This is a genomic window from Escherichia sp. E14V7, from assembly GCF_004212225.1.
Lineage (GTDB): Bacteria > Pseudomonadota > Gammaproteobacteria > Enterobacterales > Enterobacteriaceae > Escherichia.
Genome location: NZ_RHJJ01000001.1, coordinates 356,246 through 382,296 on the forward strand (window position 1 = coordinate 356,246; position 26,051 = coordinate 382,296).

Here is a 26,051-nt window from a genome sequence, read left to right on the forward strand (position 1 = left end):
TTAACTGAATTACGTGAGGGAACTATGAGTGACAGCTTCCAGCGGGAGATCCCGAAGGCCCGTATTAATCTAAAATTAGAACTGCATACAGGTGGCGCAAGCAAAAAAATGGAATTACCCCTTAAGCTACTTATTGCGGGTGATTTTAGTAATGGTCAGGAATCCGCGCCATTATCAGAGCGTAAAAAAGTTAATCTTAACAAAAATAACTTTGACGCAGTCCTTTTTGATTATTCCCCAAAAGTAAATCTTATCGTTAAAAATACGCTTGCTGATGACGATAGCGAAGACAGCATCAAACTGACATTCCGCAGTATAAAGGATTTTTCCCCGGAACAAGTCTCCCGGCAAATACCACAGCTGAAGGCCATGCTTTCCATGCGTAATTTACTGCGTGATTTAAAAGCAAATCTTCTGGATAACCAGGCTTTCCGCAAAGAACTGGAAAATATTCTGCTGGACCCGGCATTAAGCGCAGAACTCAGAGCCGAACTCTCAGCCCTGGCCCCAAAACAGCCATAACGATCATGACGATTTAACGGATTAATAAGGAATATGTTGATGTCTGTAAATAATGAGAATGCCACTGCTGGCGAGAGTGTGGTCCTTGAACGTCCTGTGGCAAGTGGAGTTTATGCGTCCCTGTTTGAAAAAATTAATCTGAGTCCAGTCTCAGAGTTGAGTGCACTGGATATTTGGCAGGATGCACAGGCGATGTCGGATGCAACCGCGGATGAACGTTTAACGGCCGGGATGCAAGTGTTCCTGGAATGTCTGACTAAATCCGGCTCTAAAGTTGAAAAGCTCGACAAAAATTTGATTGACCACCATATCGCTGAACTGGATTACCAGATAAGTCGTCAACTTGATGCAGTTATGCATCATGAGGCCTTTCAGGCGGTAGAAAGCCTGTGGCGGGGCGTGAAATCGTTGGTTGATAAAACCGATTTCCGCCAGAACGTGAAAGTTGAACTGCTGGATATCTCTAAAGAAGACCTGCGCCAGGATTTTGAAGATAGCCCGGAAATTATCCAGAGTGGTTTGTACAAACACACATACATCGATGAGTATGACACGCCGGGCGGCGAGCCGATTGCCGCGCTGATTTCCTCTTACGAGTTTGATGCTTCTGCGCAGGACGTGGCGCTGATGCGTAATTTGTCAAAAGTGTCTGCTGCGGCACATATGCCCTTTATCGGTTCTGCGGGGCCGAAATTTTTCCTGAAAGAGTCAATGGAAGAGGTCGCAGCCATCAAAGATATTGGTAACTACTTTGACCGCGCCGAGTACATTAAATGGAAAAGTTTCAGGGATACGGACGACTCCCGATACATGGGGCTGGTCATGCCTCGCGTGCTCGGCCGTTTGCCGTATGGCCCGGACACAGTACCGGTACGTAGTTTTAACTATGTTGAAGAAGTGAAAGGCCCGGATCACGATAAATACCTGTGGACCAATGCCTCCTTCGCTTTTGCGGCCAACATGGTGAAAAGCTTCATCAACAACGGCTGGTGCGTGCAAATCCGTGGCCCACAGGCCGGTGGTGCAGTGCAGGACTTGCCCATTCATCTGTATGATCTCGGCACGGGTAATCAGGTAAAAATTCCGTCAGAGGTGATGATCCCGGAAACCCGCGAATTTGAATTCGCAAATCTTGGATTTATTCCCCTGTCGTACTACAAAAACCGCGATTATGCCTGTTTCTTCTCGGCGAACTCCACGCAAAAACCTGCGCTCTACGACACTGCTGATGCCACTGCTAATAGCCGCATCAATGCGCGTTTGCCGTACATCTTCCTGCTGTCGCGAATCGCTCATTACCTGAAGCTGATTCAACGGGAAAACATTGGTACAACCAAGGATCGTCGTCTGCTGGAACTGGAGCTTAATACCTGGGTTCGTGGTCTTGTGACAGAAATGACCGATCCGGGCGATGACTTGCAGGCTTCTCACCCGCTGCGTGACGCGAAAGTGCTGGTGGAAGATATCGGGGATAACCCAGGCTTCTTCCGCGTGAAACTCTTTGCTATCCCCCACTTCCAGGTGGAAGGGATGGACATCAACCTATCACTGGTTTCCCAGATGCCAAAAGCCAAGTCGTAAGGCGAGGGGAAATCAAGGATGAAAATTTTTCGCCCACTTTGGGAGGACGGGGCTGCGCTGGCCCCGCAACAGTTCCAGCAGCAGGCCCGCTGGAATGCGCACATTGCCGATACCGTTGCAAGGATGGGGATTTCCCATCCCTGGGGCGTGGTGAATGCTGAATTTGACACCGCTGCCCTGGCGCTGTCACGGCTAAATGCTACCCGTCTGGTGGTACGTTTCCAGGATGGCACGATCGTTGATACCGACCTGGCGGATAATCTTCCTCCGGTTTGTGATTTATCCGTCGCAATGTCGGCGACCACCTTGCCTTATACCACCATCTTACTGACACACCGGCAGAACCTAAACTCCAGGCCCAACAGCGTCTGCGCGCTGATGGTGCACTGCTGGATGACTGGTATCGTCGCGGTGAGCCTGTGCGTTATCGCCTCGGACTGTATCAGGGACTGCGTCTTGTACCTGTTATTGAAGCCGTCATGAACGACCTGGCACCACCGCCGCTCTCTTCACCTGTTATCCAAAAAATCGTCCCGGGGCAGAAGATTATCCGCCTCGACAGTATGTCGCTATTTGATTCCGGCAAATCGGTGCTGAAGGCCGGGTCCACCAAAATGTTGGTTAATTCACTGGTGGGAGTCAGAGCAAAACCGGGCTGGTTGATTGTGGTCCCTGACCACACGGATAACACCGGGAACGCACAACTAAATCAGACGCTTTCTCTGAAACGTGCCGAAGCGGTGCGCGGCTGGATGCATGAAACCGGTGACGTACCGGAAAGCTGTTTTGCGGTACAGGGCTATGGCGAAAGCCGTCCGATCGCAACCAATGACACCCCGGAGGGCCGTGCGCTCAACCGGCGTGTCGAAATCAGTCTGGTACCGCAGGCTAATGCCTGTCAGATACCTGGACACACCCTGGCGTCATCGCAGGATGATGGCGCATCACAACATAATGGAGAGTAATTCCATGGCAATACCTGTTTATCTTTGGCTGAAGGACGATGGCGGCGCGGACATCAAAGGGTCTGTGGACGTTCAGGATCGTGAAGGCAGCATCGAAGTCGTGGCTCAGGAACACAACCTGTACATCCCGACTGATAACAACACAGGCAAACTGACCGGCACCCGTATCCATACCCCGTTCCTGTTCACCAAGGAAATCGACTCCTCCAGCCCGTACTTGTACAAGGCAGTGACCACCGGTCAGACCCTCAAGTCTGCCGAATTCAAGTGGTACAAAATCAACGACGCAGGCCAGGAAGTGGAGTACTTCAACACCAAACTTGAGAACGTGAAAGTGGTGAAGGTGAATCCTGAAATGTATGACATCAAGGATCCTTCTAAAGAGAAGCACAACCACCTTGAGCGCATTGAACTGCGTTACGAAAAAATCACCTGGACCTACAAAGACGGCAACATCATTCATTCCGATTCCTGGAACGAACGCGCCACCGCCTAAGCCACGAGCGGACAGAGTTTCTCTGTCCGTTTTTTGTTTTTGCTGAACGTCTGAAGCCAACGGGCTTTCAGCAAAAACTCCACAATCTGTCAGCACGACCGTATGCGCTTTGGTCTTCCTCACGGAAAACAGCGAGGGGCGGTAGTGTGTTCAGAAACCGACAAAGAGAGATATTCATGGAAAATCCAGCCATTTTGCTGCGACGTCTGAATCCTTATTGCGCCCGTGCGATGGAAGGCGCGGCTTCACTCTGTCAGATTCGCGCGCATGCGGAAATTTTGCCAGAGCACTGGCTGCTGAAACTTCTTGAGCAGGGCGAGGGGGATCTCACAGTGCTGGCACGCCGCTACGAGTGGGACATGGACACTCTCTGGCAAGATTTACTTGCCTGGCTCGACAAACAACCGCGCTCGGTGCGCCATCGCCCGCAGCTTTCAGAAAATATCCAGGTATTGATGCAACAAGCCTGGCTGATTGCCTCACTGGCGGGAGAAGAACAGATTCGAAGTCACCACCTGCTGATGGCGCTGGTGGCTAAACAGAAGCTGGTGCGCTGCGATGGTCTGTGGCCATTGCTGACTCTGAGCCAGAGCCAGTTGGAGTGCCTGCGCCCGCTACTGGATGCTCAGTCAGACGAGCGTGCGCAGGTACAGCAGGAAGCCGAACTCACGGGGAGCCATGGTGGGGACGTGGAGTTTATCGGGCGTCCAGCAGGGAGTGAGATGAAAGAAGGGGAACTGAGTCCGGCGCTGCAGAATGCGCTGGATAAATTCACCCATGACGTCACCGCCCAGGCGCGTGAAGGTAAAATTGATCCGGTATTTGGCCGCGATAGTGAAATCCGCCAGATGGTGGACATTCTTTCTCGTCGCCGAAAAAATAACCCAATCCTGGTCGGTGAGCCAGGTGTCGGGAAAACCGCACTGGTAGAAGGTCTGGCGCTCAGAATCTCTGACGGTAATGTCCCTGAATCCCTCAAACCGGTGGTGCTACGCACCCTTGACCTCGGGCTGCTGCAGGCGGGGGCGGGAGTGAAGGGGGAGTTTGAGCAGCGCCTGAAAAACGTGATTAATGCTGTACAGCAGTCTCCGGTACCCATCTTGCTGTTTATCGATGAGGCCCATACCATCATCGGCGCAGGTAACCAGGCGGGTGGTGCTGATGCTGCCAATCTGCTGAAACCAGCCCTGGCGCGCGGTGAGTTACGTACCATCGCCGCGACGACCTGGTCTGAGTATAAACAATACTTTGAGCGCGATGCCGCACTCGAACGCCGCTTCCAGATGGTGAAAGTTGACGAGCCGGACGACGACACGGCTTGTCTGATGTTGCGTGGCCTGAAATCCCGTTATGCCGAACATCATAATGTGCACATCACTGATGATGCGGTGTGCGCTGCCGTTACGTTATCCCGACGTTATCTGACAGGCCGTCAACTCCCGGACAAAGCCGTTGACCTGCTCGACACTGCAAGCGCTCGCGTGCGTATGAGTCTCGACACCGTACCCGAACAGTTGACCCGTATCCGTTCCCGGATTACCTCTCTTGAAATGGAGAGACAAGCGCTACAGGAAGATATTACCGTCGGTAATCAAAACCACGGTGAACGCTTGACGGCAATCGAACAGGAAGAGAAAAACGTCATCGTTGAACTCCACGAACTTGAAACCCAGTACGGCCAGGAACTGAAACTTACTGAACAACTACGGGAAAGCCGCCAGGACATTTCCCGTCAGAGCGAAACGCATGCCCTGCAACAGGAGCTGGACGGTTTACAGCAGGGCAATCCGTTGTTGTCGGTGGATGTGGATGTGCGCACTGTTGCAACAGTGATTGCCGACTGGACCGGCGTGCCGCTTTCTTCGCTGATGAAAGACGAACAGACTGAACTGCTTACCCTGGAAAATGAAATCGGCAAACGTGTAGTCGGTCAGAATGTAGCACTTGAAGCCATCGCCCGGCGCCTGCGCGCCGCTAAAACCGGCCTCACCTCTGAGAACGGTCCACAGGGTGTATTCCTGCTGGTTGGCCCAAGTGGTGTAGGAAAAACTGAAACCGCGCTGGCACTGGCGGATGCGCTGTACGGTGGCGAAAAATCACTGATTACCATTAACCTGTCGGAATACCAGGAGCCACACACAGTTTCCCAGTTGAAAGGTTCTCCACCTGGTTACGTCGGCTACGGCCAGGGCGGCATTCTTACTGAAGCTGTACGTAAGCGTCCGTACAGTGTGGTGCTGCTCGATGAAGTCGAAAAAGCGCACCGTGACGTGATGAATCTGTTCTATCAGGTATTCGATCGTGGTTTTATGCGCGACGGCGAAGGGCGAGAAATCGACTTCCGTAATACCGTTATTTTGATGACCTCCAACCTTGGTAGCGACCACCTGATGCAGTTGCTGAACGAACAACCGGAAGCCACCGAGGCAGACCTGCACGAACTGCTGCGCCCGATACTGCGCGACCACTTCCAGCCCGCGTTGCTCGCCCGTTTCCAGACCGTGATTTACCGTCCGCTGGCAGAAGCAGCCATGCACACGATTGTGGAGATGAAACTCTCCCAGGTCAGCCAGCGCTTACAGCGCCACTACGGCCTGACCACGCTGATTGACGAGAGTTTGTACGACGCGCTGACCGCAGCCTGCCTGTTACCGGACACCGGGGCGCGCAATGTCGACAGCTTACTCAACCAACAAATTCTGCCGGTGCTGAGTCAGCAATTGCTGGTTCATATGGCGGCGAAACAAAAGCCAGCGTCGTTGACACTGGGGTGGAATGATGAAGAAGGGGTTGTGCTGGAGTTTAAATATGACTGAAGGAACCTTATGAGTCTGACAGGTACCATCTTCAGTACGGCGAAAGTGGCAGTGACAGACCCGGTCGCCAGCACGAACCGTGATGCAGCGGAGGTCAATTGATGAGCACGTTAAATGCCCTGGTTAGCGCCTGTCAGACAGAGCCGACAACACTCCTTGACGCGACCCGTGAGCGAGTAGCGCAGTGGAACAATTGGCTGCAGCCGTTACCCGGAGAGTCATCAGTGGGAGATGACCCAGGTTATGACGATGGCTTCCAGCAAATGCGCGAGGAGGTCAACAAACTTTCCGGGGCGGATACTGAGCTTATCTGCCAGTTGGCGGAGAAAGTGCTCACCACCACTGCTAAAGACATTCGTGTGGCGACGTATTACTGCTGGGCCAGGTTGCATCGTGAAGGCGAGCAGGGGCTGGCAGAGGGACTCGAACTGCTGGCGGGTCTGATAGACCGTTTCGGTGTGCAACTGCATCCACAGCGCAACCGCAGCCGTAAGGCAGCACTGGAGTGGCTGGCAGGTTCACGCATGACGGATTCTCTTTCACTGTATCCGGAAGTGGTCAGGGAAGATGCGCTGCGCACCATCGGTGCGCTGCTGCTGATAGCGCAGCTCACCGAAAATGAGCCGGATGAAACCCGCCCAGAACTTAACGCGCTGTATGGTGCGCTGGAAAACCGCCTGCAGAAAGCGGGCGGTGTGGATGCCGTTGTACCGCAGAACGCCAGTACTACTGAGACACTTTCCACGGCGAGTCACAGCGATGCTCCAGCTATCGGGAGAATCACTTCCGGTCAGGATTTGCTGGCGCAGGCGCGCACACTCAGCGAATACCTGCGCGAACAGCCCGACGGTTGGTTGTCGGCGCACCATCTGATGAAAAGTCTGCGTCACGATACCCTGCAGGCTATTCCGGCTCCAGATGCACAGGGGCGAACTCGCATCGAACCCCCAAGAGCAGACCAGCGAGCGCTGCTCAAACGTCTGTACCTGCAGCAAAACTGGGCTGAAATTCTGGAAACGGCAGACAGTACCTTTTCCCGCGGTGCTAACCACCTGTGGCTGGATCTGCAATGGTATATCCACCAGGCGCTGACGAAGTCCGGTAAGGAGATAGTGGCTGACATTATTGCCGCTGATCTGAAGGGGCTACTGACCCGACTATCCGGGCTGGAGACGCTGGCATTCAGTGACGGTACCCCGTTTGCTGATGAAGTGACGCTTAACTGGATCCAGCAGAGCGTACTGGATACTACTGCCGGGTGGGGCAATGAAACGCCTTCCGCCCGTATGGCCGAAGTGAACGACGACATTCTGGCACTGGAGCCGGAGGCCGTGGCGCTGGCGGACAGCGAAAGCCCGGATGCGGCACTGAGCTGGTTACAACATCGACCGGGCATCGCCACTGCGCGGCAGCAGTGGCTGCTGCGCCTGCTAATGGGGCGTATTGCAGAACAGTACGGAAAAAATGAGCTCGCGGTGCACCTGTTTGCAGAGCTGGGTGAGCGTGCCACAGAAGTGGCCCTTAGCGACTGGGAACCCGAGCTGCTGTTTGAGGTACAGGCCCGTCATCTGAAACTCCTCAGACTGAAAGCCAGTCGCAGTGAGGCTGACAAGATTCGCCTCGGGCCTGCTATGGAAAAATTGCTAGGCGGGCTGATTCAGCTCGATCCGGCGCGGGCCGCGGTGTTATGTGGTTAGAGAAAGTTATTGGCTGGATAAAAGGAGGATGAATAAGTGTGGCTCATAATTTATAGCAAGGTACTTTCTCACATTTTTTTATCTGGTCAGTCATTCAGAAAAATAACTACTGAATTTGAGATTTTAAATGAGGAGATAAAACCTATGTCTCTCTCTGACTACTCGCGAAGTGGTGAGATAACTTCCACTTTTGGGGAGGAAAACATTGTTTCCTATATTTTGAGTAACTATTTTATGGAAGATTTAACCCTGCGTTATTACGACGCAGAAATGCGCTACCTGCGTGAAGCCGCGAAAGAGTTTGCACACAATCATCCGGACCGGGCAGCGATGTTAGACCTGGATAAGGCCGGCACTCCGGATCAGGTGAATAACACCTGGCGGATCATGTTGAGTCGTGACGACCTTGACCCGGACTCAGCCAGAATCATTGAAGCAGGGAGTGAACGGTTGACTCTGAAGGCGTTGAAAGATGAATGACACTCCGCGTCCGTCGCTATATGAAACCCTGTTTGGGAATTTTACCGGAGGTCTGGATCTGAATCAGGTTAGCGAGCAGAACCAGATAATCCTTTCAGTACTGGACAATATGCAGCGCATTCTTAACTGTCGTGCCGGCACGCTGGCGCATCTGCCGGACTATGGGCTACCGGATATGACCAAAATTCTCCAGGGAATGCCGGGGACGGCGCATGAAATGATGGGGACGTTATCTACCGTACTGCTCAAATATGAGCCGCGCCTGAAAAAAATAACCGTTGTTCTGCTGGAACAGGCAGTCCCTGGCGAGCTGTGCTATGCCATTGACGCTGAACTCAAAGATGTTGGTCTGGTGCGTTATGGCACTGAATTTATGCCTGAAGGGCGAGTCCTGTTGAGACACCTGAAACAGCAGTATCTCGACACGGCAGCTCGTATTTAAGGCCTGGTTTTAGCGTTTCTCCCTAACCCCGTCAGTATCTGCTACGCCCTGAATATGCAGAACACGAAGCTGCATAAACAATCATCTTCTATAACCGCAAGTACGTCAGATGGATAACTGGTCATGAATGACATTACCCCACGTAGAATCAAAACCGGCGGTGACCCGCGAAGGCTACCGGATTATGCCGCTTTGTGTGATGAACTCAATAAGCTAACGCATCCGGCTCGTCCTGATGTGAATTGGCGTTATGCTGAAAAACTGTGTCTCTCACTGTTTGAGCAAAATGGTGTTGAGCTGCAGACTGCGGCCTGGTATACGCTGGCCCGTACGCAGCTGGCCGGATTGTTTGGTCTGAATGAAGGGCTGGCAATACTGGAGGCTCTGATAAGCCATCAGTGGGGCGTGCTTTGGCCACAGCCTGTCCATGTTCGGATCGAGATCCTCAGTAATCTGAGCCAGCGTTTGCAACAACGGATGCGCTCACTCCCGCTGAAATACAGCGACCTTAGCCAACTGTATCGGGCAGAGCAACTGCTTATCCGTTTGGGGGCAGTTTTACAGCGCCTGGAACTCAGACATCTCAGTCAGCTGGATACATTGCGTACCCTGGTACATAACAACGCTGTCAGGCTGGAGAACAGCGATGACACAATCTGTACAGGGGCGACAATTCAGTCGGGTATCGTTTCGCATGATCCGGTCATGAATGACGTGGGTATAACAACAGGTTCCCATACTGGTCGTTCGTTTGAAGATATCCGGACGCCAGACAGTGCAGTGCAATGGGTGTACGTTACGCAGCCGAACGTGGAGGTACTGTCGGCAATACCTGAGCCAGTAAAAAAATGGAAATCTTTTGTCGGTGGGATGTGTACCATGCTGGTGATAGGTGCAGCAACGCTATGGACGTGGCAGTTTTTGCATCGGCCGGACCCGTTACAAACCCAGTTTACTGCCTCTCTGGCACCGTTACCCGCCGTACTCACGCCTGAACAATTGGATTTATTGCGTCAGCAATCGCCGTTGCCACAAGCTTTAATTACGCAAACACAACAGCAGCTTACGCTTCTGGACAAGCTACCGCCGGACTGGCTCATAACCCGGGAAAGGCAGCTTGTCGAACAGGCCCGGGTGATATGGCCGGAGCGCGCAAAGCCCCTGATACAGCAGTGGCAGCAACAATTTAATGTCGCTGCGTTGCCGACAGAAAATTTGAATGGCTGGCATCAGGGAATGGTTACGCTACAGAAACTGAGTGAACGACTGAACGGACTGGATGAGCATAAGGGGAAATACATGACGGTCAGCGAGCTGAAGTCAGTGGTGTTTTCAACGATACAGTCTTTTAATCAATCCATACCGGCTGAAGAGCAACTGCGGATACTGGAACAGTCGTCGGCGGGACAACCACTTCCTCCTGCCGCAGGGGCTGAGGCAGAGATGCATCTGAAACAGCTCATCGCCAGATATGCCGACATTCGACAGAATGCTTTGAAATTAAAAGGTGTTAACGATTACGAATGACCTGTAGCAACGATCTGAAATTTACCGTAGCCAGAAAAAGAAAAAGCCCCGCTTTGTAGCGAGGCCTTATAAATTTGGTGCCCGGACTCGGAATCGAACCAAGGACACGGGGATTTTCAATCCCCTGCTCTACCGACTGAGCTATCCGGGCAACGGGGCGCATTAAACCTGATTCGCCTCGTCTCGTCAATCAAATTTCTTCAATTTACGGCAGACTGCACAATCTATCATCAGTTTGCCGTTATCGCTCGTAATGTCAGGCAAACCAGGTGGTCCAGGCGGCGGAAAGCGGCATTGCCAGAAGGAGGGCAGGAAGCATATTGACCACCGGGAACATTTTTATGCCGCAGATGCGTAAGCCGGTTGCCAGCAGCAATAAACCACCTACGGCGCTGAAGTCCGCCATCATCGACGGTGTGGTCAGCGGTAATATCAGCGCAGCAGCCCACGCCAGCGTTAACTGGATGATGAGCAATGGAATACTAATCACCGATACCGCAATGCCAAGTGAACAGGCGAAGATCATCGCTGTAAAGAAATCAAGAAATGACTTGGCGATTAAAATACTCGGATCGCCTGTCATCCCTTCATTCATCGCGCCGAAGATCCCGGTGCCGCTGGCACAAAACAGGACAATAATCGCGACAAAATTCTGAATAAAAGATTCATGCGCAGGTTTCTTGCTCGAGTGACGAAACAGATTCTGCGCTTTAGCGACCGCAGTATTGACGCCTTTTTCCAGCAGACAAATTTCGCCGATTAATGCCCCGAGTAGCGTAGCTAAAACCATCGCCGGAAGGTTGGCACATTTCACCACCAGTAAAATACCAATTCCCAGCGATGCCAGACCAAAAATCGATGTCATAGAGACTCGGATGTGTTCCGGTAAGCGTTGGCTAAGCAGTGCGCCGAGGACGCCACCCAGTAATACTGCACTTGCGTTGATAAAGGGGCCGATGACCACAAGAGTTCCTGTTAATTGTGTTGTTTGATGTTTTTATTATGAACTTTTTGCCCCGTCGATTGCTTGTCTGGTCGCAAAGTCCTGGCTTGCGCGCGTTAGCGAAAAGTGCCATGATTGCGCGAATTTTCTCCTTCCTGTACGGAGCTTGCCTGATGCATGCCGCCTCCTTACATTCTTTCGCTTATCGCCGTTTCGCGCGAAATGTCTCCTGTTCTGTGACGCTGCTTTTTATGCGGTGACGTTAACGTATGCTCACTGCAGGGCAACAGTAAAATCAGAGCGTTTCTGCTTTTACTGATGTCTGGCGGTCGGAGCTGATGACCAGTTTGACCCACATCTCATGGGGCAGGGGGTTCCACCTTGCCCGGTATTTTTACTTCCCCGAAACGGGTTTTGCGCTTATGAAATCAATGAGTATTGCCGCCAGTGGTGAACTGGTTTCCCGACTTTCTACCCATCGCCGCGTGGTGGCGCTGGAAGATACTGATTTTACGGACGTCGCGGCAGTCGTCATTACCGCTGCGGATAGTCGTAGCGGCATCCTTGCGTTACTTAAGCGCACCGGTTTTCATCTGCCGGTGTTTTTGTATTCTGAAGATGCGGTTGAATTACCCGCGGGCGTTACGGCTATCATCAACGGCAATGAGCAGCAGTGGCTGGAGCTGGAATCCGCAGCCTGTCAGTATGAAGAGAATTTGCTGCCGCCATTTTATGACACGCTGACCCAGTACGTTGAGATGGGCAATAGCACCTTTGCTTGTCCTGGGCATCAACATGGTGCGTTCTTTAAAAAGCATCCTGCCGGACGCCATTTTTACGATTTCTTTGGTGAGAACGTCTTTCGCGCCGATATGTGTAACGCTGACGTAAAATTGGGCGATCTGCTTATTCATGAAGGTTCCGCAAAGGATGCGCAGAAATTCGCCGCCAAAGTTTTTCATGCCGATAAAACCTATTTTGTGCTGAACGGCACATCGGCAGCGAATAAAGTGGTGACGAATGCGCTGTTAACGCGTGGTGATCTGGTGCTCTTCGACCGTAACAACCATAAGTCGAATCATCACGGTGCGCTGATTCAGGCGGGGGCGACGCCGGTGTATCTGGAAGCCTCACGCAACCCATTCGGTTTCATTGGCGGGATTGATGCGCACTGTTTTAATGAAGAGTATCTGCGCCAGCAAATTCGCGACGTTGCGCCAGAAAAAGCCGAATTGCCGCGCCCGTTCCGCCTGGCGATTATTCAGCTGGGAACCTATGACGGCACTATCTACAACGCCCGCCAGGTGATCGATACCATTGGGCATCTGTGTGATTACATTCTGTTTGATTCCGCGTGGGTCGGGTACGAACAGTTTATCCCGATGATGGCGGATTGCTCACCGCTGCTGTTAGAACTTAACGAAAACGATCCGGGGATCTTTGTGACTCAGTCGGTGCACAAACAGCAGGCGGGATTCTCACAGACGTCGCAGATCCATAAAAAAGATAACCATATCCGCGGACAGTCGCGTTTTTGCCCGCATAAGCGGTTGAATAACGCTTTTATGCTCCATGCTTCTACCAGCCCGTTTTACCCGCTGTTTGCCGCGCTGGACGTTAACGCCAAAATTCATGAAGGGGAGAGTGGGCGTCGGCTGTGGGCTGAGTGCGTTGAGATAGGGATTGAAGCGCGGAAAGCGATTCTTGCGCGCTGTAAGCTGTTCCGCCCGTTTATCCCGCCCGTTGTTGATGGCAAATTGTGGCAGGATTATCCGACATCAGTGTTAGCCAGCGACCGCCGTTTTTTCAGTTTTGAGCCGGGGGCGAAGTGGCACGGCTTTGAAGGATATGCCGCGGATCAGTATTTTGTTGATCCGTGCAAGCTGTTACTCACCACGCCGGGTATCGATGCCGAAATCGGCGAATATAGCGATTTTGGCGTTCTAGCGACGATTCTGGCGCACTATCTGCGTGAGAACGGCATTGTGCCGGAGAAGTGCGATCTCAACTCCATTCTGTTCTTATTAACTCCGGCGGAAAGCCACGAGAAGCTGGCACAGCTGGTGGCGATGCTGGTGCAGTTTGAACAACATATTGAGGATGATTCGCCGCTGTCTGAAGTGTTGCCGAGCGTTTATAACAAATACCCGGTGCGCTATCGCGACTATACCCTGCGCCAGTTGTGTCAGGAGATGCATGATCTGTATGTCAGTTTTGACGTCAAAGACCTGCAAAAAGCGATGTTCCGCCAGCAGAGCTTCCCGCCAGTGGTGATGAATCCCCAGGACGCGCATAGCGCTTATATTCGTGGTGAAGTGGAGTTGGTGCGCATTCGTGATGCCGAAGGGCGAATTGCGGCGGAAGGCGCGCTGCCGTATCCACCTGGCGTGCTTTGCGTGGTGCCAGGAGAAATGTGGGGCGGAGCGGTCCAGCGTTATTTCCTTGCGCTGGAAGAAGGCGTGAATTTGCTGCCGGGATTTTCGCCGGAGCTACAAGGTGTCTATAGCGAAACCGATGCGGATGGAATGAAACGGTTATACGGTTATGTGTTGAAGTAAGAATAAAAAACGGGGCACCTTCTGGCGCCCCGTTTTTCTTTGCGTAATTAGTGGTTAACAGTTTGTGTACCGGCAGGGACACGAACGTGTTTGTATTTAAACATCGCCATGAATGCGAAGGCCAGAATCACGGAGTAACCTGCGAAAATCAGCCATACGGTCTGCCAGTCGGTAATGCCGTTTTGGGTGTACATCTCAACCACTTTACCGCTCACGATGCCACCGAGGATACAGCCGAAGCCGTTGGTCATCATCAGGAACATCCCTTGCGCACTGGCGCGAATCGCCGGGCTAACTTCTTTTTCGACAAACACCGAACCAGAGATGTTGAAGAAGTCGAACGCACAGCCGTAAACAATCATCGACAGAACCAGCAGTACGGTACCGAACGGAGTCGGGTCGCCGTAAGCAAACAGCGCAAAACGCAGGATCCACGCCACGATACTGATCATCATTACGTTCTTAATGCCGTAGCGGCTTAAGAAGAACGGGATGGTCAGAATGAACAGGGTTTCAGAGATCTGCGAAATCGACATGATGATTGACGCATGCTGCACAATAAAGCTGCTGGCAAACATCGGATCTTTGTCGAAGCTGTGCAGGAAGGTATTACCGAACATGTTGGTAATCTGCAGTTCCGCGCCCAGCAGCATCGAGAAGATGAAGAAAATCGCCATACGCTTGTTTTTAAACAGCGCGAATGCATCGAGGCCGAGCAGCGTCGTCCAGCTCTGATTAGCTTGCTGTTTAGCAACCGGAATATACGGCAGCGTAAAGGTGAACAGCACCAGAACGGCGGAGAGTGCTGCGCCAATATATAGCTGCATGTGGCTCAATTCAAAGCCAGACAGGCTCACTACCCACATCGCCATGATAAAGCCGATGGTGCCCCAGATACGGATTGGCGGGAAATCAGTCACGATATCCATTCCGGCATTTTGCAGGCGATAGTAGGAGATGGTGTTGATTAACCCAAGCGTTGGCATATAAGCAAACGAGTTAATCAGGATCACGAGGAACATCGCCTCCGGAGTGGTAACTTGTGCCGCCATGAAGAGGGTGATTGCGCCGATGGTGTGACAAATAGCATACACCCATTTCGCACTTAACCATTTGTCGGCCACAATCCCCAGCAAAGCAGGCATAAAGACCGCAGCGATACCCAGTGAGCTATAAACAGCGCCAATGGAAGCACCGTCGAACTTCAGGGTAACGAACATATATGAGCCGAGGGTCGTCAGCCAACTTCCCCACAGACAGAACTGCAGAAAAGAGAGGATTTTCAGCTGCAGCTTAAGATTCATGTTAATTTCCTCACATCATAATGCGGATGAGTGTTTTAAAAAGCACATTTGACCGTGCAAGATGATGCGATTCTATCAACTTCGCGGACTGTTTTTTTGTTACCCGTGGCAAATAATTGCAAATAATATCGTTTTGCAAAACATAATTGTGATGTAGATAACACTTTTGCCCCTGAACATCGTCAAGGGGCAATAAGTGCAATTATCGGCGACGGTAAGATTTTTGCGCCGTGTTCACTTTATAAAGATAACGGCGAGATTCCGCAGAGGGATGGCGGGTCGTCAGCGTCTGATAAACATCGCCCGGCGTCATGGTGTTAATAATATTGGCAGCCTGAATCTTGTCATTCGAAAAGACTCGCAGCACGCTGCCTGCACCACCGTTATAGGCGGTGATGACGGCATAACGCCGCGACGTTGGATTATCAATTCCGCCGAGATAAACATTATTCAGCATCGCCAGATACGCGGTGCCGGTATCAATATTGCTGGCAGGATCAAACAAGAAACTGCGGCTTGGCGTGCCGGATTTCCCCTGTGAGCGGAACACATCTTTCCCGGCAGTATGTTGTACCACCTGCATTAATCCCAGCGCGTCGGAACGGCTGACCGCATACGGGTTAAAGGAAGATTCGGTCTGCATAATTGCCAGAATCAGCGACTCATCAACGCCATATTTCCGTGACGCCTGGCGGACCATGCCGAGATATTTGTGCGCACGTTTATCAAGGTGGTTCGGCACCATGTTAATGGTGACGCTGTAGATGATACGCAGTCCGTTGCTGCGGCTTTTGAGGCGGTTTTTCAGCAGATAATCCGCGAAGTTACTCGCACGGCCTTCCCAGCGAATCGGCTGCCCGGTGTTATCCACCACCTGACCGTAAAGGAAAGGTTCTTTCGAAATCGTAATATCATCAACGTCGGAATAGAGATCGACCGAACTCGGATCGTCACCCATCAGCAACGTTTTGATAATTGCCCGGCGCAGATGCGCGGCAGGTTCTGTCCCGGCGATGGTTTCGATAGTAATCGTGCCGTCATCAAAGTTGATGTGGCTGCGGGTCTGATATTGATCGGTGTATTTCACGTAGTCCTTAGGACCGGCGATCACCACCTCTTTGAATCCCCAGATGTTCTCAATATTGTGGGCAAATTGCCCCATCAGAATATCAAAACCGTTGGTATCTTTGACCCAGGCTTCATTATAGGTATCGCCTTTTTTGGTCGTCGAACAGGAGATGAGCAACGGCGCAATCAAAGCCAGCGCGAGATATTTTTTCATCATTCCGGGTGCGTGTTGTGTTTGTTTTTATGCAAGTTGCCGGAGGCGTGCTCCGGCACTGTTTTTATTTTTTATCTTCCGGCGTATAGCCCTCGATATGCACCTCTTTACCCTCGAACAGGAAGTTGACCATCTCCTGCTCCAGCAGCTTGCGGTGCTCGGCATTCATCATGTTGAGTTTCTTTTCATTAATCAGCATGGTTTGTTTGTGCTGCCACTGCGCCCAGGCTTCTTTGGAGATCTCGTTATAGATGCGTTTTCCCAGTTCGCCGGGGTACAGCTGAAAATCCTGACCTTCTGCTTCACGTTGCAGGAAAGTACAAAAAATCGTTCTGCTCATAAATCATCCTCTTTATCGACTCACGCGCTAAACCGGCGCGCCAGTGCGTAACTGCTGTAACAAACGCTCCACGGGAGCCGCCAGGCCAACTGACGGCGGTTGCGCTAAGTTATACCAGAGCGCATTGCCTTCATCCATGCAGTCGGTGAATGACGACACGGGAAGCCACATAGGCACAATATCTAAATGGAAATGGCTGAAGGTATGGCGAAACGCGGTCAGTTGCGTCAGGTTATCGGCAGCAATCTGCCGTTGCGCCAGCCATTGCCGCAAACTTTCTTCGTTGGCAAACTGCGGGAAACAGTATAAACCGCCCCACAATCCGCTCGGCGGGCGCTGCGCCAGCAATACTTCATCTTCGTGCTGTAACAGCAGAAAGTAGCCGGTGCGCTCCGGCAGCGTCTGTTTCGGTTTTTTGCCCGGATAAAGCGACCAGCTATTGTTGGCGGCGGCAATACATTCGTTTTGTAGCGGACAGAGCGAGCATTTCGGCTTCGAACGCGTACAAATCATCGCGCCCAAATCCATCATCGCCTGATTAAACCGCTCCACGCCAACCGCGGGCGTCACCTGCTCGCTCAAACTCCATAGTTTATTCTCTACCTCTTTTTTCCCTGGCCAGCCGCTTACAGCATAGCAGCGCGCCAGCACGCGTTTGACGTTACCGTCGAGAATCGGAAAGTGCTTACCCAGAGAAAGCGAGAGAATTGCGCCCGCAGTGGAACGCCCGACGCCCGGTAACGCCGCAACTTCCTCAAAGGTTTCCGGGAATTTACCGCCGTGTAAGGTGGCAACTTGCTGTGCAGCTTTATGCAGATTGCGCGCGCGGGCGTAATAGCCAAGCCCGGTCCACAAGTGGAGAACTTCGTCCAGTGGCGCATTGGCGAGATCGGTCACCGTCGGGAAGTGCGCCATAAAGCGTTCAAAATAGGGGATAACGGTCGCAACCTGAGTTTGTTGCAACATCACTTCTGAGAGCCATACTTTGTAGGGCGTCTTGTCAATTTGCCAGGGCAGCGTTTTCCGCCCGTATTTATCGTACCAGTCCAGAACCTGGGCTGAAAATTGCGACGCTTGCATGGTCACCGAATTCACTGTTGTTGGGGGCAAGATTGCAGCACAGCCGCGGCGGGGTGTAAACCGGAACTTTCCGCAGCTACGGCCTTATCATGCTTGCATCCGGCAACTAACTTTGGATAATGCCCGTTTTCAGAACACTTTCACAAGCGACTAAATCTTTATGAAAAACGACGTCATCTCACCGGAATTTGATGAAAACGGCCGCCCACTGCGCCGTATCCGTAGTTTTGTGCGCCGCCAGGGGCGACTGACCAAAGGCCAGGAACATGCGCTGGAAAACTACTGGCCGGTGATGGGCGTTGAGTTCAGCGAAGATATGCTGGATTTCCCTGCGCTTTTTGGCCGTGAAGCGCCAGTGACGCTTGAGATTGGTTTTGGCATGGGCGCGTCGCTGGTGGCAATGGCCAAAGATCGCCCTGAGCAGGACTTCCTCGGCATTGAAGTGCATTCCCCGGGCGTGGGTGCGTGCCTGGCTTCTGCGCATGAAGAGGGCTTAAGCAACCTGCGCGTGATGTGTCATGACGCGGTTGAAGTGCTGCATAAAATGATTCCTGACAATTCATTGCGCATGGTGCAGCTCTTTTTCCCTGACCCGTGGCACAAAGCGCGCCATAATAAACGCCGTATCGTTCAGGTGCCGTTTGCCGAACTGGTAAAAAGCAAACTGCAGCTGGGGGGCGTATTCCATATGGCGACCGACTGGGAACCTTATGCGGAACATATGCTTGAAGTGATGTCTTCTATTGACGGTTATAAAAACCTGTCAGAGAGCAATGATTACGTACCGCGTCCGGCATCACGTCCGGTGACGAAATTTGAACAACGTGGTCATCGTCTTGGTCACGGAGTATGGGACTTAATGTTCGAGAGGGTGAAATAATGGCAAAGAACCGTAGCCGTCGTCTGCGTAAAAAAATGCACATCGACGAATTCCAGGAATTAGGATTTTCGGTGGCATGGCGATTCCCGGAAGGTACATCGGAAGAGCAGATTGATAAAACCGTTGATGACTTTATTAACGAGGTTATCGAACCGAACAAACTGGCCTTTGACGGCAGCGGTTATCTGGCCTGGGAAGGTCTGATCTGCATGCAGGAAATCGGCAAATGCACCGAAGAACATCAGGCGATTGTGCGTAAGTGGCTGGAAGAGCGCAAACTGGATGAGGTACGCACCAGCGAACTTTTCGACGTTTGGTGGGACTAATAAAGCATACGGGCGATGACAAATGCAAAACTGCCTGATGCGCTACGCTTATCAGGCCTACAAAGATGCACGATCGAGTAGGCCGGATAAAGCATTTACGCCGCATCCGGCATGGACAACGTGTACATTGTTATCAATCTGGGGCCAGCAAATGCTGGCCTGATTTGTTCTTGAGGGAAGACTATGATGCGCAAAATGCTGCTGGCGGCAGCACTTTCAGTGACGGCAATGACCGCTCACGCCGACTACCAGTGCAGCGTCACGCCGCGTGACGATGTGATTGTCAGCCCGCAAACCGTGCAGGTGAAGGGCGAAAACGGCAATCTGGTGATCACGCCAGACGGCAATGTGATGTACAACGGCAAGCAATATTCACTGAACGCCGCCCAGCGCGAGCAGGCGAAGGATTATCAGGCGGAACTGCGCAGCACGCTGCCGTGGATTGATGAAGGCGCGAAAAGCCGCGTAGAGAAAGCACGCGTTGCGCTGGATAAAATTATCGTTCAGGAGATGGGCGAAAGCAGCAAAATGCGCAGCCGTCTGACCAAACTTGATGCGCAGCTGAAAGAACAGATGAATCGCATTATCGAAACGCGCAGCGATGGCCTGACATTTCACTATAAAGCCATTGATCAGGTTCGCGCCGAAGGTCAGCAGTTAGTGAATCAGGCGATGGGCGGAATTTTGCAGGACAGCATTAACGAAATGGGCGCGAAAGCGGTGCTGAAAAGCGGCGGCAACCCGTTACAGAATGTGCTGGGAAGCCTGGGGGGACTGCAATCCTCAATCCAGACCGAGTGGAAAAAGCAGGAAAAAGATTTCCAGCAATTTGGCAAAGATGTTTGTAGCCGTGTTGTGACTCTGGAAGACAGCCGTAAAGCCCTGGTCGGGAATTTGAAATAATCCTCTAGTTTAAGACGGCATAATGCTTTTTTATGCCGTTTAATTCTTCATTTTGTTACCTGCCTCTAACTTTATAGATCTCCAAAATCTATTCACAAAGTAAATTGTTTAACGTCAAATTTCCTATACAAAGCTAAGGGATAATGCGTAGCGTTCACGTAACTGGAGGAATGAAATGGAGTTTTTCAAAAAGACGGCACTTGCCGCACTGGTTATGGGTTTTAGTGGTGCAGCATTGGCATTACCCAATATCACCATTTTAGCGACTGGCGGGACGATTGCCGGTGGTGGTGACTCCGCAACCAAATCTAACTACACAGCGGGTAAAGTTGGCGTAGAAAATCTGGTCAATGCGGTGCCGCAACTGAAGGACATTGCGAACGTTAAAGGCGAGCAGGTCGTTAATATCGGCTCCCAGGATATGAACGATGATGTCTGGCTGACACTGGCGAAAAAAATTAACACCGACTGTGATAAGACTGACGGCTTCGTTATTACCCACGGTACCGACACGATGGAAGAGACTGCTTACTTCCTCGACCTGACGGTGAAATGCGACAAGCCCGTGGTGATGGTTGGCGCAATGCGTCCGTCCACGTCCATGAGCGCAGACGGTCCATTCAACCTGTATAACGCGGTAGTAACTGCGGCAGATAAAGCCTCCGCCAACCGTGGCGTGCTGGTAGTGATGAACGACACCGTGCTTGATGGCCGTGACGTCACCAAAACCAACACCACCGACGTTGCGACCTTTAAGTCTGTTAACTACGGCCCTCTGGGTTACATTCACAACGGTAAGATTGACTATCAGCGTACCCCGGCACGTAAGCATACCAGCGACACGCCGTTCGATGTCTCTAAGCTGAATGAACTGCCGAAAGTCGGCATTGTTTATAACTACGCTAACGCATCCGATCTTCCGGCTAAAGCCCTGGTAGATGCGGGCTATGATGGCATCGTGAGCGCTGGTGTGGGTAACGGCAACCTGTATAAATCCGTGTTTGACACTCTGGCAACCGCCGCGAAAAACGGCACTGCGGTAGTGCGTTCTTCCCGCGTACCGACGGGCGCTACCACTCAGGATGCCGAAGTGGATGATGCGAAATACGGCTTCGTCGCCTCTGGCACGCTGAACCCGCAAAAAGCGCGCGTTCTGCTGCAACTGGCTCTGACGCAAACCAAAGATCCGCAGCAGATCCAGCAGATCTTCAATCAGTACTAATCACCTCGCCCCGGTATCGCGCCGGGGCTTATTCACTTCAGACTCACGTCCATTGCCAATTTTCATTACCCTAATGATAATCACTGGAATAAATTATTCCGCGCGAGGGTTTTCGGGTGAAAAAGCAATGGATTGTTGGCACGGCGCTGCTTATGTTGATGACTGGTAATGTCTGGGCCGATGGCGAACCGCCAACTGAAAATGTCTTAAAAGATCAATTCAAAAAGCAGTATCACGGCATTCTCAAGCTTGATGCCATCAGCTTAAAAAATCTTGATGCTAAGGGTAATCAGGCCACCTGGTCAGCGGAAGGCGATGTCTCTTCCAATGACGATCTCTATACCTGGGTCGGTCAGTTGGCAGATTACGAACTGCTCGAACAGACCTGGACGAAAGATAAACCAGTAAAATTCTCGGCGATGTTAACCAGTAAAGGAACGCCCGCGTCTGGCTGGACGGTGAACTTTTACTCTTTTCAGGCGGCAGCCAGCGATAGTGGGCGGGCGGTCGACGATATTAAAACGAATAATAAGTACCTGATTGTGAATAGCGAAGATTTCAATTATCGCTTTAGTCAGCTTGAATCAGCGTTGAATACCCAGAAGAACTCGATTCCTGCGCTGGAAAAGGATGTAAAAGCGCTTGATAAGCAAATGGTGGCGGCGAAGAAAGCAGCAGATGCATATTGGGGAAAAGATGCAAATGGCAAGCAAATGACTCGCGAAGACGCCTTTAAAAAAATTCACCAACAGCGTGATGAGTTTAATAAACAGAATGATAGCGAGGCGTTCGCGGTTAAATATGACAAAGAGGTTTATCAACCGGCGATTGCGGCATGTCATAAACAGAGTGAAGAGTGTTATGAAGTGCCGATTCAGCAGAAGCGAGATTTTGATATCAACGAACAACGGCGACAGACTTTTCTGCAATCACAAAAACTTAGCCGTAAATTGCAGGATGACTGGATAACGCTCGAAAAAGGGCAATATCCGTTAACGATGAAAGTTTCAGAAATAAACAGTAAAAAAGTCGCGATTTTGATGAAAATTGACGATATCAACCAGGCTAATGAACGCTGGAAAAAAGATACCGAACAACTGCGGCGCAATGGGGTGATTAAGTAATTTTTGATATAGCGCACGATTTGTAGCAGGATGCGGCGTTGACCCCGCATCCGGCAATCAACGTCTGATGCGACGCTAGCGCGTCTTATCAGACCTACAACCGCTGCCACATGTCGGCTGAGGCGCTCACGCCGCATCCGGCAATCAACGTCTGATGCGACGCTTGCGCGTCTTATCAGACCTACAACCGTTGCCACATGTAGGCTGGATAAGGCGTTCACGCCGCATCCGGCAATACAAGTTTACTCAGCTAGAAAAAGCTCCAGCAGCGAATTTAAAAACAACTTCCCATGTTCCGTTATCTGCCAGTAATCCGCACATTCTGTGAGATAGCCCTGAGCGATAGCCTCGTCTAACTGAGAGCGAATAACTTCTTCAGAAAGGCCAGTAAACTGGCTAAACTCCACGCGCGGCGCGGCCTCCAGCAGACGGAAGCGATTCATAAAGAACTCAAACGGCTTATCTGCGGCTTCGACATCACGCTGGCTTTCCAGATACCTTCCTTGCATAAAACCACGCGGATGACGCGTTTTGGTGGTACGCAGAATGCGCCCATCCGGGAAGGTCACTTTGCCGTGCGCGCCGCAGCCGATGCCGATGTAGTCGCCAAATCGCCAGTAGTTGAGATTGTGCTGGCACTGATAACCGGGCTTGGCGTAAGCGGAAGTTTCATATTGCTGATAACCTGCCGCGGTTAACAACAGATGCCCCTGTTCGAAAATATCCCATAACGCATCATCGTCCGGCAGTACGGGAGGGCGCGAGCCAAACAGCGTATTGGGTTCGATGGTCAGTTGATACCAGGAAAGATGCGGCGGATTCAGTTCAATGGCCTGGCGCAGATCGCCTAGCGCCTCTTCCAGTGATTGATCCGGCAGCCCGTGCATCAAATCGAGGTTAAAGCTACGCAGCCCCAGTCCACTTGCCAGTTTTGCTGCACGTTTCGCTTCTTGCGGGCCATGAATGCGCCCGAGCCGTTTCAGCTTTTCTTCGCTAAAACTCTGCACACCAATAGAGATGCGGTTCACGCCAGCACGCTGATAATCGACAAAGCGATCGGCTTCAACCGTACCAGGGTTCGCTTCCATAGTAATTTCTGCATCCGCTGCCAGCGGCAAACGCGCACGTACGCCGTCCAGCAGCGTTTGCATCGCCGGGCCGGAAAGCAGGCTCGGCGTACCGCCGCCAATAAAGATTGTCTGCACTTCACGGCCCTGAGCGTAAGCCACATCGTTGTCCAGATCGCAAAGCAGATGCTGAACATAATCGTCATGCGGCACTTCCCCTTTCAACGCGTGAGAGTTGAAATCGCAGTACGGGCATTTCTGCACGCACCACGGGATGTGAATGTAGAGACTCAGCGGCGGTAATTTAACCATTACGTAAAGCGTCCAGCAGCAGTTTCAACGCCCGACCACGGTGAGAAATGGCGCTCTTTTCTTCGCGGGTCAGTTCGGCAGCGGTTTTCCCTTCGGAAGGCACGAAGAAGATTGGATCATAACCAAAGCCGCCAGTACCCGCTGGTTCACGAGTAATCACGCCCGGCCAGCTACCGTGGCACACCAGCGGAGTGGGATCTTCCGCGTGACGCAGATATACCAGCACGCAGTGGAAACGCGCCTGACGTTGGTCGTCCGGTACGTCTTTCAGTGTTTCCAGCAGTTTTTGCAGATTCTTTTGATCGGTCGCGTCTTCACCGGAATAACGCGCGGAGTAAATCCCTGGCGCGCCGCCCAGCGCATCTACCGCCAGACCGGAGTCGTCGGCAATTGCCGGTAAACCGGTCACTTTTGCCGCATGGCGCGCTTTCAGAATCGCGTTTTCGATAAAGGTCAGGCCGGTTTCTTCAGCGGAATCTACGCCGAGGTCTGTTTGGGCCACGATATCAAGACCGAAGTCGCTAAGCAGCGACGCCAGCTCACGCACTTTACCGGCATTGCCGGTTGCGAGGACAACTTTTTGCATAGGATACCTAATTAATTAACGCCGCGATTTCTGGCGGGATTTGTTGCGGATTAATGATTTTAATTTGTTTGTGGCGGCCAAGTTCGCCTTTCTCAATCACCACCTGGCTTTTGGCTACCCGGAATTGTTTACCGAGAAACTTTACCAGATGGCTGTTGGCCTGGCCGTCAACCGGCGGCGCGGTAATGGCGACTTTTACCTCGTCGCCATGTAAACCGACAATTGAATCACGGCTGGCTTTCGGCTGAATATAGAGCCGTAAAACCAGACCGTCATCATTAACTGTTACGGCACTCATAACGCCATCCACAGCCCCGGCAGCAGCATATTTCCGGTTGCCTGCAGCACTTCTGCGACGCCCATATTGATGACATACAGCAGTAGAACGAGGATCATCGGCGAGAAATCAATCCCACCCATTGCCGGTAGCAAGCGGCGAATCGGGCGCAGCAGCGGATCGGCCAGCTGAATCAGCACGTATTCAATTGGGCTACGACCCTGGCTTACCCAGCTCATAATCGCCATCACCAGCAGGACCCAGAAAATCAGCAGACCGATGGTTTTCAGCAGAATCAATAAACCGGCAATCCAGATGATTGGCAGGAAGGTCACCACTTTAAACAGCACGATGGCTTTGATAAAACTCAAAATGTAAGCGACCAGCAGTGAGGCGCTGTCAATTGGCCCCATTGCCGGAATAACGCGGCGCAGTGGCCCGATAATCGGTTGTGTCACCTTCACTACAAACTGTGAGAAAGGGTTATAAAAATCACAATGAGCCCACTGCATCCAGATGCGTAATAACAGCACCATGGTATACAGCTCAATGACCGTTGAAAGCAGGAAAGTCAACGTATTCATGGCGTTCTTAAGATTCCTTATTTTTTAGAGTAATCACGTGCACCAAAGATGGCAGTGCCGATACGAACCATCGTGCTACCTGCCGCAATGGCGGCTTCCATATCGTCCGACATTCCCAGAGAGAGCGTGTCGATATGCGGGTAGCGCGTTTTCAGTCCGGCAAATGCTACAGCCATTTGGCGTGCAACTTCAAACTGCCTTACATATTCTGACTCAGGCGCCGGGATTGCCATCAGCCCGCGTAGACGTAAACGCGGTAGTTCAGCGACCGCAGCTGCCAGCTCGTCCAGTTCCGCCAGTTGAATCCCTGACTTGCTGTTTTCATCGCTAATATTGATTTGAATCAGCACGTTAAGAGGGGGAAGTTCTGCCGGTCGCTGGTCGTTCAGGCGGGTAGCGATGCGCAAACGGTCGATGGTATGACACCAGTCGAAATGCTCTGCTACCAGGCGGCTTTTATTAGACTGCAACGGGCCAATAAAATGCCATTCTAATCCTGTTACGCCCAGCTCCTGAAAGTGGCGAATTTTATCTACCCCTTCCTGAACGTAGTTTTCACCAAATTGACGCTGCCCGGCATCAATGGCTTCTGCGATGGCGCTCGCAGGTTTTGTTTTACTGACTGCAAGCAGCGTAATTTCTTCTGGAGAACGGCCGCAACGCGTTGCAGCCGCTGAGATTTTGTCCCGGACCTGTGCCAGGTTATGCGCAATATCGTTCATTTTCCGAGGATCTTA

General features: G+C 51.8%; 23 protein-coding genes, 1 tRNA gene and 4 pseudogenes. 17 read left to right on the plus strand and 11 right to left on the minus strand.

Annotation, left to right across the window (positions count from 1 at the left end; genetic code table 11):
• The first annotated feature begins 24 nt into the window (after positions 1–24).
• The 11 genes and pseudogenes from tssB (at position 25) to D9741_RS01780 (ending at position 10,526) form a co-directional block, all read left to right on the plus strand.
• Entirely contained in the window at positions 25–522 is a 498-nt protein-coding gene (gene tssB, locus D9741_RS01735) for a type VI secretion system contractile sheath small subunit (RefSeq protein ID WP_130207941.1), read from the plus strand.
• A gap of 33 nt (positions 523–555) precedes the next feature.
• Positions 556–2,103 carry a type VI secretion system contractile sheath large subunit gene (gene tssC, locus D9741_RS01740; RefSeq protein WP_130207939.1) on the plus strand — a complete coding sequence of 516 codons (1,548 nt, stop codon included), beginning with the start codon at positions 556–558 and terminating at the stop codon, positions 2,101–2,103.
• Positions 2,104–2,121: 18 nt separating this feature from the next.
• Positions 2,122–2,388, plus strand: a pseudogene (gene tssK / locus D9741_RS01745) (type VI secretion system baseplate subunit TssK); the annotation flags it as partial.
• Between the two features lie 2 nt (positions 2,389–2,390).
• Positions 2,391–3,068 (plus strand): annotated as a pseudogene (locus D9741_RS01750) (OmpA family protein); the annotation flags it as partial.
• Positions 3,069–3,072: 4 nt separating this feature from the next.
• A complete protein-coding gene (gene hcp / locus D9741_RS01755; protein WP_024558534.1) occupies positions 3,073–3,564 on the plus strand; it encodes a type VI secretion system effector Hcp in 492 nt (163 codons plus the stop codon).
• A 176-nt stretch (positions 3,565–3,740) separates the two neighbouring features.
• Positions 3,741–6,380 carry a type VI secretion system ATPase TssH gene (gene tssH / locus D9741_RS01760; protein ID WP_130218055.1) on the plus strand — a complete coding sequence of 880 codons (2,640 nt, stop codon included), beginning with the start codon at positions 3,741–3,743 and terminating at the stop codon, positions 6,378–6,380.
• 101 nt (positions 6,381–6,481) lie between these two features.
• Complete coding sequence (gene tssA / locus D9741_RS01765) at positions 6,482–8,077, plus strand: type VI secretion system protein TssA (RefSeq protein WP_130218053.1); 1,596 nt, start codon at positions 6,482–6,484, stop codon at positions 8,075–8,077.
• 234 nt (positions 8,078–8,311) lie between these two features.
• Positions 8,312–8,440, plus strand: a pseudogene (locus D9741_RS23445) (type VI secretion system baseplate subunit TssF); the annotation flags it as partial.
• Positions 8,432–8,557: pseudogene (locus D9741_RS23820) on the plus strand (type VI secretion system lipoprotein TssJ); the annotation flags it as partial. The pseudogenes D9741_RS23445 and D9741_RS23820, both read left to right, overlap by 9 nt.
• Positions 8,550–8,999 carry a type VI secretion system baseplate subunit TssE gene (gene tssE, locus D9741_RS01775; protein WP_130218051.1) on the plus strand — a complete coding sequence of 150 codons (450 nt, stop codon included), beginning with the start codon at positions 8,550–8,552 and terminating at the stop codon, positions 8,997–8,999. The pseudogene D9741_RS23820 and the gene tssE, both read left to right, overlap by 8 nt.
• A 123-nt stretch (positions 9,000–9,122) precedes the next feature.
• A complete protein-coding gene (locus D9741_RS01780; RefSeq protein ID WP_130218049.1) occupies positions 9,123–10,526 on the plus strand; it encodes a VasL domain-containing protein in 1,404 nt (467 codons plus the stop codon).
• Positions 10,527–10,601: 75 nt separating this feature from the next.
• Here the strand turns inward: D9741_RS01780 and D9741_RS01785 are convergent.
• A tRNA-Phe gene (locus D9741_RS01785) sits at positions 10,602–10,677 on the minus strand.
• Between the two features lie 105 nt (positions 10,678–10,782).
• Positions 10,783–11,490, minus strand: a complete 708-nt coding sequence (locus D9741_RS01790; RefSeq protein WP_130218047.1) for a DUF554 domain-containing protein — start codon at positions 11,488–11,490, stop codon at positions 10,783–10,785.
• 401 nt (positions 11,491–11,891) lie between these two features.
• Between D9741_RS01790 and speC the strand changes: the two genes are divergently transcribed.
• Complete coding sequence (gene speC / locus D9741_RS01795) at positions 11,892–14,027, plus strand: ornithine decarboxylase (protein WP_130218045.1); 2,136 nt, start codon at positions 11,892–11,894, stop codon at positions 14,025–14,027.
• A 47-nt stretch (positions 14,028–14,074) separates the two neighbouring features.
• On the opposite strand, the gene nupG is transcribed toward speC, so the two are convergent.
• From nupG to mutY, 4 genes are all read right to left on the minus strand, one after another.
• The gene (gene nupG / locus D9741_RS01800; protein WP_130207923.1) at positions 14,075–15,331 is read right to left on the minus strand and encodes a nucleoside permease NupG; all 1,257 of its coding nucleotides are present in this window, start codon (positions 15,329–15,331) and stop codon (positions 14,075–14,077) included.
• Between the two features lie 202 nt (positions 15,332–15,533).
• Entirely contained in the window at positions 15,534–16,613 is a 1,080-nt protein-coding gene (gene mltC / locus D9741_RS01805; protein WP_000760323.1) for a membrane-bound lytic murein transglycosylase MltC, read from the minus strand.
• 64 nt (positions 16,614–16,677) lie between these two features.
• Positions 16,678–16,953: an oxidative damage protection protein gene (locus D9741_RS01810; RefSeq protein WP_000091700.1), complete on the minus strand. Its 276-nt coding sequence runs from the start codon at positions 16,951–16,953 to the stop codon at positions 16,678–16,680.
• Between the two features lie 27 nt (positions 16,954–16,980).
• A complete protein-coding gene (gene mutY, locus D9741_RS01815; RefSeq protein ID WP_130218043.1) occupies positions 16,981–18,033 on the minus strand; it encodes an A/G-specific adenine glycosylase in 1,053 nt (350 codons plus the stop codon).
• Between the two features lie 160 nt (positions 18,034–18,193).
• Between mutY and trmB the strand changes: the two genes are divergently transcribed.
• From trmB to D9741_RS01840, 5 genes are all read left to right on the plus strand, one after another.
• Positions 18,194–18,913, plus strand: a complete 720-nt coding sequence (gene trmB, locus D9741_RS01820) for a tRNA (guanosine(46)-N7)-methyltransferase TrmB (RefSeq protein WP_000786911.1) — start codon at positions 18,194–18,196, stop codon at positions 18,911–18,913.
• Positions 18,913–19,239: a YggL family protein gene (locus D9741_RS01825; protein ID WP_001107564.1), complete on the plus strand. Its 327-nt coding sequence runs from the start codon at positions 18,913–18,915 to the stop codon at positions 19,237–19,239. The genes trmB and D9741_RS01825 overlap by 1 nt, the downstream gene beginning before the upstream one ends.
• 183 nt (positions 19,240–19,422) lie before the next feature.
• Positions 19,423–20,142 carry a DUF2884 family protein gene (locus D9741_RS01830; RefSeq protein ID WP_000984799.1) on the plus strand — a complete coding sequence of 240 codons (720 nt, stop codon included), beginning with the start codon at positions 19,423–19,425 and terminating at the stop codon, positions 20,140–20,142.
• Positions 20,143–20,317: 175 nt separating this feature from the next.
• Positions 20,318–21,364 carry an L-asparaginase 2 gene (gene ansB / locus D9741_RS01835; protein WP_000394103.1) on the plus strand — a complete coding sequence of 349 codons (1,047 nt, stop codon included), beginning with the start codon at positions 20,318–20,320 and terminating at the stop codon, positions 21,362–21,364.
• Between the two features lie 116 nt (positions 21,365–21,480).
• Positions 21,481–22,488: a DUF1202 family protein gene (locus tag D9741_RS01840; RefSeq protein WP_130218041.1), complete on the plus strand. Its 1,008-nt coding sequence runs from the start codon at positions 21,481–21,483 to the stop codon at positions 22,486–22,488.
• A gap of 242 nt (positions 22,489–22,730) precedes the next feature.
• On the opposite strand, the gene hemW is transcribed toward D9741_RS01840, so the two are convergent.
• The 5 genes from hemW to yggS are packed head-to-tail and all read right to left on the minus strand — an operon-like array spanning position 22,731 to position 26,036.
• Entirely contained in the window at positions 22,731–23,867 is a 1,137-nt protein-coding gene (hemW, locus tag D9741_RS01845) for a radical SAM family heme chaperone HemW (RefSeq protein WP_130218039.1), read from the minus strand.
• Positions 23,860–24,453: an XTP/dITP diphosphatase gene (locus D9741_RS01850; protein WP_130207915.1), complete on the minus strand. Its 594-nt coding sequence runs from the start codon at positions 24,451–24,453 to the stop codon at positions 23,860–23,862. Before D9741_RS01850 ends, hemW begins: the two co-directional genes overlap by 8 nt.
• 7 nt (positions 24,454–24,460) lie before the next feature.
• Complete coding sequence (gene yggU / locus D9741_RS01855; protein ID WP_001277222.1) at positions 24,461–24,751, minus strand: DUF167 family protein YggU; 291 nt, start codon at positions 24,749–24,751, stop codon at positions 24,461–24,463.
• Entirely contained in the window at positions 24,748–25,314 is a 567-nt protein-coding gene (yggT, locus tag D9741_RS01860) for an osmotic shock tolerance protein YggT (RefSeq protein WP_001094831.1), read from the minus strand. Before yggT ends, yggU begins: the two co-directional genes overlap by 4 nt.
• Before the next feature lie 17 nt (positions 25,315–25,331).
• Positions 25,332–26,036 (minus strand): pyridoxal phosphate homeostasis protein, encoded by a 705-nt coding sequence (yggS, locus tag D9741_RS01865; RefSeq protein WP_000997795.1) that lies wholly within the window; start codon positions 26,034–26,036, stop codon positions 25,332–25,334.
• Positions 26,037–26,051 lie beyond the last annotated feature (15 nt).

Excerpts from the sequence above, each read along its gene's own strand:
- D9741_RS01810 (WP_000091700.1), bottom strand. The coding sequence starts at position 16,953 with ATGAGCAGAACGATTTTTTGTACTTTCCTGCAACGTGAAGCAGAAGGT.
- tssC (WP_130207939.1), top strand. The coding sequence starts at position 556 with ATGTTGATGTCTGTAAATAATGAGAATGCCACTGCTGGCGAGAGTGTG.
- ansB (WP_000394103.1), top strand. The coding sequence starts at position 20,318 with ATGGAGTTTTTCAAAAAGACGGCACTTGCCGCACTGGTTATGGGTTTT.
- tssB (WP_130207941.1), top strand. The coding sequence starts at position 25 with ATGAGTGACAGCTTCCAGCGGGAGATCCCGAAGGCCCGTATTAATCTA.
- D9741_RS01850 (WP_130207915.1), bottom strand. The coding sequence starts at position 24,453 with ATGCAAAAAGTTGTCCTCGCAACCGGCAATGCCGGTAAAGTGCGTGAG.
- hcp (WP_024558534.1), top strand. The coding sequence starts at position 3,073 with ATGGCAATACCTGTTTATCTTTGGCTGAAGGACGATGGCGGCGCGGAC.
- mltC (WP_000760323.1), bottom strand. The coding sequence starts at position 16,613 with ATGAAAAAATATCTCGCGCTGGCTTTGATTGCGCCGTTGCTCATCTCC.
- yggS (WP_000997795.1), bottom strand. The coding sequence starts at position 26,036 with ATGAACGATATTGCGCATAACCTGGCACAGGTCCGGGACAAAATCTCA.
- D9741_RS01825 (WP_001107564.1), top strand. The coding sequence starts at position 18,913 with ATGGCAAAGAACCGTAGCCGTCGTCTGCGTAAAAAAATGCACATCGAC.
- tssH (WP_130218055.1), top strand. The coding sequence starts at position 3,741 with ATGGAAAATCCAGCCATTTTGCTGCGACGTCTGAATCCTTATTGCGCC.
- yggT (WP_001094831.1), bottom strand. The coding sequence starts at position 25,314 with ATGAATACGTTGACTTTCCTGCTTTCAACGGTCATTGAGCTGTATACC.
- tssA (WP_130218053.1), top strand. The coding sequence starts at position 6,482 with ATGAGCACGTTAAATGCCCTGGTTAGCGCCTGTCAGACAGAGCCGACA.
- speC (WP_130218045.1), top strand. The coding sequence starts at position 11,892 with ATGAAATCAATGAGTATTGCCGCCAGTGGTGAACTGGTTTCCCGACTT.
- D9741_RS01780 (WP_130218049.1), top strand. The coding sequence starts at position 9,123 with ATGAATGACATTACCCCACGTAGAATCAAAACCGGCGGTGACCCGCGA.
- tssE (WP_130218051.1), top strand. The coding sequence starts at position 8,550 with ATGAATGACACTCCGCGTCCGTCGCTATATGAAACCCTGTTTGGGAAT.
- D9741_RS01830 (WP_000984799.1), top strand. The coding sequence starts at position 19,423 with ATGATGCGCAAAATGCTGCTGGCGGCAGCACTTTCAGTGACGGCAATG.
- hemW (WP_130218039.1), bottom strand. The coding sequence starts at position 23,867 with ATGGTTAAATTACCGCCGCTGAGTCTCTACATTCACATCCCGTGGTGC.
- nupG (WP_130207923.1), bottom strand. The coding sequence starts at position 15,331 with ATGAATCTTAAGCTGCAGCTGAAAATCCTCTCTTTTCTGCAGTTCTGT.
- trmB (WP_000786911.1), top strand. The coding sequence starts at position 18,194 with ATGAAAAACGACGTCATCTCACCGGAATTTGATGAAAACGGCCGCCCA.
- yggU (WP_001277222.1), bottom strand. The coding sequence starts at position 24,751 with ATGAGTGCCGTAACAGTTAATGATGACGGTCTGGTTTTACGGCTCTAT.
- mutY (WP_130218043.1), bottom strand. The coding sequence starts at position 18,033 with ATGCAAGCGTCGCAATTTTCAGCCCAGGTTCTGGACTGGTACGATAAA.